The organism is Rhodosalinus sp. (genome assembly GCF_041685465.1).
Classification (GTDB): domain Bacteria; phylum Pseudomonadota; class Alphaproteobacteria; order Rhodobacterales; family Rhodobacteraceae; genus Rhodosalinus.
Window position 1 is genome coordinate 1 of record NZ_JAWLFS010000157.1, and the last position, 7,186, is coordinate 7,186.

Below are 7,186 nucleotides of genomic sequence, written 5' to 3' on the forward strand. Positions count from 1 at the left end.
GCGGGGCTGGGGCACGCGCGGCACGTGGCGGCGCGGCTGGAAAACGGCGTCGTCGTTCACAACTTCTACGTCCCCGCGGGCGGCGACGTGCCGGACCGGGAGGCCAACGCGAAGTTCGGGCAGAAGCTCGACTACCTGACCGACCTGCGCGACTGGCTGCACGGGGAGCGGCCGGGCAAGTCGATCCTGGTGGGCGACCTGAACATCGCGCCGCTCGAAGAGGATGTCTGGGACCACAGGAAGATGCGCAAGGTGGTCAGCCACACGCCGGTGGAGATCGAGCACCTCGGCACCGCGCAGGAGGCCGGCCGCTTCATCGACGTCACCCGCCGCGACATCCCCGCCGGGCGGCTCTATTCGTGGTGGTCCTACCGCGCGAAGGACTGGGACACCGCCGACCGCGGCCGCCGCCTCGACCACGTCTGGGCCACCCCCGACATCGCAGGCGCCGCCCACGGCAGCCGCATCCTGCGCCACGTCCGGGGCTGGGAGAAGCCCTCCGACCACGCACCGGTGTTCGCGGAGTTTGATTTGTAGGGGATTAACTATTCGCTTCGCGCATGGATAGAAAGGCTTTGGCGAATGACGAATTATCCGATCCGACACAAAAAGAGTGAGCACAGAACTGGCTACCTCAGTGTTCCATCCCGGATGCGCATGGTCGGCGCACTCGAAAGAATGGCCCAGAAAAAGAATTAAAGAAGGGCGCCCCCACCGAGACGCCCGCTCATTCTCACCAGCCGCGCGGGTAAGGCCTCGGGCCCCCACCGTCTCCATCCGCTCGATCTCTTCGCCGGTCTCCCGATCGCAGACCACCATCGACAGGCGCACCTTGCCGCGGGCGGCGCAGGCCGGCGGCTCGGTGCGCGCCGCCTGCCCGGGTCCGACGGGTCGGGGCGCTCGGGATGCACAAGACGGCGGCACGGATCGCGGCTCCACCCGCGGCATGGCTTGCGCCCGCGGCGCGATCACGGCAGGTCGGAGGGGAACGGAGGGACCAATGCAGATCGACTTCGACGAGATCATCGACCGCCACGGCACCCACAGCATGAAGTGGGACCGGATGGAGGCGCTTTACGGCGTGCCGGCCGCGGACGGGCTGGCGATGTGGGTGGCGGACATGGATTTCCGCCCACCGGCCTGCGTCACCGAGGCGGTGCGGCGCATGGCGGACCACGGCATCTACGGCTACTTCGGCGACGACACCGCTTATCTGGAGGCGATCCGCTGGTGGCTCGCGGAGCGCCACGGCTGGCAGGTCGCGCCCGAGTGGATCCTGACGACGCACGGACTCGTGAACGGCACGGGGATGTGCGTCGATACCTGGACCGCGCCGGGCGACGGCGTCGTGCTCTTCACGCCGGTCTATCACGCCTTCGCCAAGGTGATCCGCGCCGCGGGCCGCGAGGTGGTGGAATGCGAGATGCCGATCGAGGACGGGCGCTACGTGCTCGACATCGCGGCCTGGGACGCGCAGATGACCGGGCGCGAACGGATGGTGATCCTCTGTTCGCCGCACAACCCGGGCGGGCGCGTCTGGAGCCGGGAAGAGTTGCGCGCGGTGGCCGATTTCGCCGCGCGGCACGACCTGATCCTCGTCTCCGACGAGATCCACCAGGACCTCGTGTTCCCCGGCGCGCCGCGCCACGTCCCGATGCCGGTCGCCGCGCCGGAGGCGCTGGACCGGATGGTTGTGATGAACGCGACCACCAAGACCTTCAACATCGCGGGCGCGCATCTCGGCAACGTGATCGTGCCGGACGAGCGGCTGCGCGCCGATCTCGCGCAGCGGATGCTCGGGCTCGGCATCAGCCCCAATTCCTTCGGGCTGCACATGGCGACGGCGGCCTATTCGCCCGAGGGCGCGGCCTGGGTCGATGCGCTGATGGCCTATGTCGACGGCAACCGGAAGGTCTTCGACGCGACGGTGGCGGAGATTCCGGGGCTCGCCTCGATGCCGCTGGAGGCGACCTACCTCGCGTGGGTGGATTTCTCGGGCACCGGCATGTCGCGCGAGGATTTCACCGCCCGCGTCGAACAGGGCGCGCGGATCGCGGCGAATCACGGCCCCACCTTCGGCACCGGCGGCGAGAGCTGGCTGCGGTTCAACCTCGCCATGCCGCGCGCGCGGGTCGAGGAGGCGGCGGCGCGGCTCGCGGACGCCTTCTCGGACCTGCAGTAGCCGGGGCTGTGCGCGAGCGCAGGGCGCGCCCTGCGGGCGCCGCGGGTTTCCGCGGCGTCGGACCGTCCCTACCTCCTGTCGCAGGCCAAGGGAGCACGCGATGGGACTTCTGATCGACGGCACATGGCGCGAGCGCGCGCTGGTGAGCACCTCCGAGGACGGCGCGTTTCAACGGTCGGAATCGGTCTTTCGCAACTGGGTGACGCGCGATGGCGCGGCGGGCCCGACCGGCGACGCGGGGTTTCCCGCACAGAGCGGGCGCTATCACCTCTACGTCAGCCTCGCCTGCCCCTGGGCCCACCGGACGCTGATCTTCCGCCGGCTCAAGGGGCTGGAGGATCACATCGGCGTGTCGGTCGTGCATCCCGACATGCTCGATGATGGCTGGACCTTCGACACGGATTTCGCAGGTGCGACGGGCGACCGGCTGCATGGTCTGCCGTTCATGCGCGATGTCTACCTCAAGGCGCAGCCGGACGCGACGACGCGGGTGACGGTGCCGGTGCTCTGGGACACCGAGCGCGGGACCATCGTCTCGAACGAAAGCGCGGATATCATCCGCATGCTCAATTCCGCCTTCGACGGGATCACCGGCAACGGGGACGACTACTGGCCCGAGGCGCTGCGCGAGGCGATCGAGCCGGTGAACGCGCGCATCTACGACACGGTGAACAACGGCGTCTACAAGTCGGGCTTCGCGCAGACGCAGGCGGCCTACGAGGCGGCGGTGCTGCCGCTCTTCGAGACGCTGGACTGGATCGAGGCGCGGCTGGGCGACAATCGCTACCTGATGGGCGACCGGATCACCGAGGCCGACTGGCGGCTCTTCACCACGCTGATCCGCTTCGACACGGTCTATCACGGGCACTTCAAGTGCAATCGGCGGCGGATCGTGGATTACCCGAACCTCTGGGGCTACACGCGCGAACTCTACCAATGGCCCGGCGTGCGCGAGACCGTGAACCTCGAGCACATCCGGCGCCATTACCACTACAGCCACGCGAGCATTAACCCCTACCGGATCGTGCCGGTCGGCCCGGCGCTCGACCTCGACGCGCCGCACGGACGGGGGTGAGTCAGCCGCGCGATGGCCTCCCGTGGTGCTCGACCAGCGCGACGAGATCGGCGGGCGGCACATCCGGCGGCACCATGGCACAGGCGTTGGCGCAGAGCCGGAAAAGCGAGCCGTCGGTGAACATGTGACTGCCCGAGACGAAGATGATCTGCGCCTCGGGCCGGCGGTACCCCGCAAGGTCGGCCACGGCGATGGCGCTGCCTTCGGCGAGCGCGACGCCGAGAATGATCACGTCCACCGGTGCGAGCAGCAACGTGCGGGCGGCTTCTGCCTGTCCGGTGGCCAGCACGACCTCGGCGTCGGCCTCGACCAGGTGGCGCCGCCAGAGCGCGGCGCGCGCAGTGTCGCTTTCGACGATCAGGACGCGCATTGCCCAAGGACCGATCAGGGGCCGATGTGCGAATCGGCGGTGTCGACAGAGACTCGATTGCCGGTATCGGCAGGCGCTCAACACTACCCGAGGCGCTTCGGTTCCACGACAAGAAAGCGGGCCGGGCCGGGCGATGGCGGGCTGTTCGGCGACTTCCCGCCGTTGGACGCACTTGCCTCTCCGCGCCGGACGGGTAGCCTGCCGGCGTGAACCGACGGAGGCACGACCGATGCGCGCCCTCATACTGACCGCGGCACTCCTGGCCGCCGCGCCGGCGGTGGCGCAGACATCCTGTGGCGGCAGCTTCGCGGGCTTCGTCGAGGACCTGAAGCAGGAGGCGGTGGACCGCGGCCATGCAAAGGACGTGGTCGAGAGCTTTTTCCGCGGGGTGCGCGAGGACCGGAGCGTGATCGCCGCCGACCGCCGGCAGGGCGTCTTTCAGCTGCCTTTCACCGACTTTGCCCAACGCCTGATCAGCCGGAACCGGATCGAGGCCGGCCGGCGCAATGCCACGCAGTGGAATGCCATCTTCGACCGCATCGAGCGCGACTACGGCGTCCCGCGCGGGATTCTCCTGTCGTTCTGGGCCTTCGAGACGGATTACGGCGCGGTGCAGGGGGACTACAACACGCGCGACGCGCTGGTGACGCTCGCGCATGATTGCCGGCGGCCGGAGATCTTCCGCCCGCAGATATTCGCCGCGATCGAGCTGCACGCGGCGGGCGATCTGGACCCGCAGACCACGACCGGCGCCTGGGCGGGAGAGATCGGCATGGTGCAGATGCTTCCCGAGGACATCCTCGAGAACGGGGTGGACGGCGACGGCGACGGCCGCGTCACGCTCAAGACCTCCGTGCCCGACGCGCTGATGTCCGGCGCGAACATGCTGGTCGATCTCGGCTGGCGGGCGAACGAGCCCTGGATGACCGAGATCACGCTCCCCGAGGGGTTCGACTGGTCGCTCTCGGGCCTGCCCGTCGAGAAACCGGTTGGGGAGTGGGCGCGCCTCGGCATCGAGGCGCGGAGCGGCACGCTCGGACCGCCGGATCTCTCGGCATCGGTGATCGCGCCGCAGGGACATGGCGGGCCGGCCTTTCTCGTCTATCCCAATTTCCGCGTGCTCTTCGAGTGGAACGAGAGCTTCGTCTACGTCACCACCGCCGCCTATTTCGCCACCCGGCTCGAGGGTGCGCCGGTCTTCGACGCCGGCGATCCGGCGCCGGGCCTCGCGGACGCGCAGATGAAGACGCTGCAGCGCAAGCTGGCCGACGCGGGCCACGACGTGGGCGGCATCGACGGCATCCTCGGCGCGAAGACCCGCGCCGCGGTGCGTGCGGCCCAGGCGCGGCTCGGCCTGACTCCCGACGGCTGGCCGACACCTGCGCTGCTCGACCGGCTCTGAGGCGGATTGCCGCGACCGCGGCGCATCCCTATGTCACGAGCGCGTCGCGGAGACGCGTCACCCCAGAGGCCGCATGGCTGATCCCACGTCCCCGCCGGACCCGGGTCCGGTCACCATCGGCGACATCGTCGCGCGGCTCGAGCGTCTCTCGGGGCGCGCGTCGGTGACCCTTGGCGACATTCTCGCGAGTTTCGGACAGGCGAGCTTCGTGCCCGCCCTGATGCTGCCCGCGCTGCTCGTCTTCTCGCCGCTCTCGGGGATCCCCCTCTTCTCCTCGATCTGCGGGCTGACCATCGCCGCGGTCTCGGCGCAGATGCTGCTGCGGCGGCGCCACATCTGGCTGCCACGCATGCTGCGCGACCGGGCGGTGAGCGGGCCGCGCCTGCGGCAGGCGCTGGGCACGATGGCGCGCGCCGGGCGCTGGATCGACCGCAACACCGGCGAAAGGCTCCGCCTGCTGACAGCGCAGCCGATGGCGAGCCTCTTCACCCTCGTCTGCTTCTGCGCCGGGCTCGCCATGCCGTTCCTGGAGCTCGTGCCCTTCTCCTCGTCGATCCTCGGGCTCGCGGTGCTGCTGATCGCGGCGGCCTTCCTGACCCGCGACGGGCTCTTCGCGCTCGCCGGGCTCGCCATCTTCGCGGTGGCGCCGACGATCCCGCTCGTGCTCTGGATGGGCCTCGTCTGAGCGCTCAGACCCACTTCGCGAGCGGCGGCAGGCTCATCAGAACGGCATCCGGGTCGTGCCCGGTCGCGAGACCGAACTTCGTGCCGCGGTCGTAGACGAGATTGTACTCGGCATAGACGCCCCGGTGGACGAGTTGCACGTCCTTGTCCGCCTCGGTCCACGGCGTGAGCCGGCGCCGCTCCACCAGCGGCAGGAACGCGGGCAGGAACGCGCGCCCGATGTCGCGGGTCAGGGCGAAATCCGCCTCCCAGTCGCCGGTGTTGCGATCGTCCATGAAAACGCCGCCCACACCCCGCGCCCGCTTGCGGTGGGGGATGTAGAAATACTCGTCCGCCCAGGCCTTGAGCTCGGGATAGAGATGATCCCCGTGCGGGTCGAGATGAGCCTTCTGCGTGGCGTGGAAGTGCTCGGTGTCCTCGGCGTATTCAATGCAGGGATTGAGGTCCGAGCCACCCCCGAACCACCAGGCGGAGGGCGTCCAGAACATCCGCGTGTTCATGTGCACCGCCGGGACATGCGGGTTCTGCATGTGCGCCACGAGGCTGATGCCGGAGGCCCAGAAGCGCGGGTCGCGCTCCATTCCGGACACGCCGCGCGCCGCCATCGCCTCGCGCGCCGCCTCGCCCAGCGTGCCGTAGACGGTCGAGACGTTGACGCCCACCTTCTCGAAGACGCGCCCGCCGCGCATCACGCTCATCAGCCCGCCGCCCGCGTCCGAACCGTCGTCGGAGGTGCGCGCGGTCTCGGTCACCTCGAAGCGCCCCGGTGCCGCATGCGCGAGCGGCCCCTCCGTCTGCGCGTCCTCGACCGCCTCGAAAGCGGCGACGATCGCGTCGCGAAGCTCACGGAACCACTCTGCGGCGCGGGCGCGCTCCGCCTCGAGCATCTCGGTCATCTGCCGGCCTCCCCAACTCTGAAAGATCTGGTATCAAGGCATCTTCGCCTTGGCCAGCCGCGCGGTTAGACTGCGCCCACGACGGGAGACCCGCCATGGTTCAGCGCGCCCTCATCTGCCTCGGCCTTGCCGCCGCGCTCGCGGCCTGCTCCCCGCGCGACCTCTGCATCGCCAACGCCCGCGCGGAGCTTCGAACCCTCGACCGCCTCATCGCCGAAACGCGCGCCACCGTCGACCGCGGCTACGCGATCGAGGAACGCACCGTCCCCGAAGAGGTGTTCACCCGCTGCCGCGACGCGGACGGCGATCTCCGCCCCTGCTGGGTGACCGTGCCGCGCACCGAGCGCCGCCCGGTCACCGTCGACATCGCCGCGGAACGCCGCAAGCTCGCCCAGCTCGAGGATCGCCGCGCCCAGGAGGCCGCCGCCGCCGCCGCGCGCATCCGCGCCTGCGCGGCGCGCTACCCGGAGGGATGAGCCGCTTGCCGGCGCCGGACGAGGGGGGCTGTCTGCCCCCCTCTTGGCCTTCGGCCAATTCACCCCCCGAGAGTATTTGGGCCAAGATGATGGACCGGCAC

General features: G+C 69.8%; 8 protein-coding genes. 6 read left to right on the top strand and 2 right to left on the bottom strand.

The window, feature by feature from the left end; translation table 11 throughout:
• From ACESL7_RS10870 to ACESL7_RS10880, 3 genes are all read left to right on the top strand, one after another.
• Positions 1-537 (top strand): endonuclease/exonuclease/phosphatase family protein (locus ACESL7_RS10870; protein WP_372893345.1); only part of this gene is annotated, 537 nt, incomplete at its 5' end.
• A 469-nt stretch (positions 538-1,006) separates the two neighbouring features.
• Positions 1,007-2,182: a MalY/PatB family protein gene (locus ACESL7_RS10875; protein ID WP_372893351.1), complete on the top strand. Its 1,176-nt coding sequence runs from the start codon at positions 1,007-1,009 to the stop codon at positions 2,180-2,182.
• A 100-nt stretch (positions 2,183-2,282) separates the two neighbouring features.
• Positions 2,283-3,257, top strand: coding sequence for a glutathione S-transferase family protein (locus tag ACESL7_RS10880; RefSeq protein WP_372893346.1), 975 nt, complete (start codon positions 2,283-2,285; stop codon positions 3,255-3,257).
• Between the two features lies 1 nt (position 3,258).
• Here the strand turns inward: ACESL7_RS10880 and ACESL7_RS10885 are convergent, their stop codons facing one another.
• Positions 3,259-3,627 (bottom strand): hypothetical protein, encoded by a 369-nt coding sequence (locus tag ACESL7_RS10885; RefSeq protein WP_372893347.1) that lies wholly within the window; start codon positions 3,625-3,627, stop codon positions 3,259-3,261.
• Between the two features lie 229 nt (positions 3,628-3,856).
• Between ACESL7_RS10885 and ACESL7_RS10890 the strand changes: the two genes are divergently transcribed.
• On the top strand, positions 3,857-5,029 hold the full coding sequence (locus ACESL7_RS10890) for a lytic murein transglycosylase (RefSeq protein ID WP_372893348.1): 1,173 nt from the start codon (positions 3,857-3,859) through the stop codon (positions 5,027-5,029).
• A gap of 73 nt (positions 5,030-5,102) precedes the next feature.
• On the top strand, positions 5,103-5,714 hold the full coding sequence (locus tag ACESL7_RS10895; RefSeq protein WP_372893349.1) for an exopolysaccharide biosynthesis protein: 612 nt from the start codon (positions 5,103-5,105) through the stop codon (positions 5,712-5,714).
• Between the two features lie 4 nt (positions 5,715-5,718).
• Here the strand turns inward: ACESL7_RS10895 and hemF are convergent, their stop codons facing one another.
• Positions 5,719-6,600, bottom strand: coding sequence for an oxygen-dependent coproporphyrinogen oxidase (gene hemF / locus ACESL7_RS10900; RefSeq protein WP_372893352.1), 882 nt, complete (start codon positions 6,598-6,600; stop codon positions 5,719-5,721).
• A gap of 104 nt (positions 6,601-6,704) precedes the next feature.
• Here hemF and ACESL7_RS10905 point away from each other — a divergent pair, with 104 nt between their 5' ends.
• A complete protein-coding gene (locus tag ACESL7_RS10905) occupies positions 6,705-7,085 on the top strand; it encodes a hypothetical protein (RefSeq protein WP_372893350.1) in 381 nt (126 codons plus the stop codon).
• The last annotated feature ends 101 nt before the right edge of the window (positions 7,086-7,186 follow it).

What these genes read in the sequence shown, in the direction of transcription:
- ACESL7_RS10895 (WP_372893349.1), top strand. Translation starts at nt 5,103, where the DNA reads ATGGCTGATCCCACGTCCCCGCCGGACCCGGGTCCGGTCACCATCGGC.
- ACESL7_RS10890 (WP_372893348.1), top strand. Translation starts at nt 3,857, where the DNA reads ATGCGCGCCCTCATACTGACCGCGGCACTCCTGGCCGCCGCGCCGGCG.
- ACESL7_RS10880 (WP_372893346.1), top strand. Translation starts at nt 2,283, where the DNA reads ATGGGACTTCTGATCGACGGCACATGGCGCGAGCGCGCGCTGGTGAGC.
- ACESL7_RS10905 (WP_372893350.1), top strand. Translation starts at nt 6,705, where the DNA reads ATGGTTCAGCGCGCCCTCATCTGCCTCGGCCTTGCCGCCGCGCTCGCG.
- ACESL7_RS10885 (WP_372893347.1), bottom strand. Translation starts at nt 3,627, where the DNA reads ATGCGCGTCCTGATCGTCGAAAGCGACACTGCGCGCGCCGCGCTCTGG.
- hemF (WP_372893352.1), bottom strand. Translation starts at nt 6,600, where the DNA reads ATGCTCGAGGCGGAGCGCGCCCGCGCCGCAGAGTGGTTCCGTGAGCTT.